Origin of the sequence: Streptococcus caprae, assembly GCF_042649745.1 — a bacterium.
Taxonomy (GTDB): domain Bacteria; phylum Bacillota; class Bacilli; order Lactobacillales; family Streptococcaceae; genus Streptococcus; species Streptococcus caprae.
This window is the reverse complement of sequence record NZ_JBHRZV010000020.1, coordinates 1-710: the sequence shown is the minus strand read 5'-3', so window position 1 is coordinate 710 and position 710 is coordinate 1. Positions and strand designations below refer to the sequence as shown.

The following is a 710-nucleotide window of genomic DNA, read 5'->3' as shown; positions in this document are numbered from 1 at the left end:
TCGATGTGAAGGTAGAAGGTCAAGTTGTGACCGCAACCATCAAGGACTTCAAGGCAGCGGCAGCGATTGCCGGTCAAGAAGTTGAGTTGGTGATTGTATCTCAAGTCCGTGCAGGCGTGACTCGTCAGAACATCCCTAACACGGCTAAGATTACCTTCAGTAACACGCCAATCGTTGATGGTGAAGAAGATCCAGACGGTGAAACACCGCCTAAGGATACACCTCCAACACCGCCAGTTACAGTAACCCCTCCAGGTGAGGACCCAACAGTTGAGAAGAAGATCAACGGCACTCTTGAGCACCTTGATACCCTCAACGAAGCACCATACACATACAATATCACAGCGAAACTTCCAGTTGACATTACTTCTTATAAGAAGTTTGTGATCAGCGATGAGGTGAACGGTGAGATTGCGGTTGCCGGTGCGAACGTTCTTGGCGACGCAGCTAAGTTCTTCGATGTGAAGGTAGAAGGTCAAACCGTGACTGCGACCATGAAGGACTTCAAGGATGCCAAAGCCTTGGCAGGTAAGCCAGTTGAGTTGGTGATCACAGCCCACATCAAACCAGGTGTGACAACCGCTAAGATCCCTAACACAGCTAAGATTACCTACCAAAACAAATCCCACGTTGATGGTACCCCGGATACCACGAAGGATACACCTCCAGTAACGGTAACCCCACCACCATTGACGAAGAAGATCAATGAC

The 710-nt window shown here is 49.3% G+C and carries 1 protein-coding gene; it reads left to right on the top strand.

Going from position 1 to position 710, the window contains the following annotated elements:
• The coding region (locus ACFORF_RS03005; RefSeq protein ID WP_380425363.1) for an isopeptide-forming domain-containing fimbrial protein at nt 1–710 on the top strand (710 nt) is incomplete at both ends.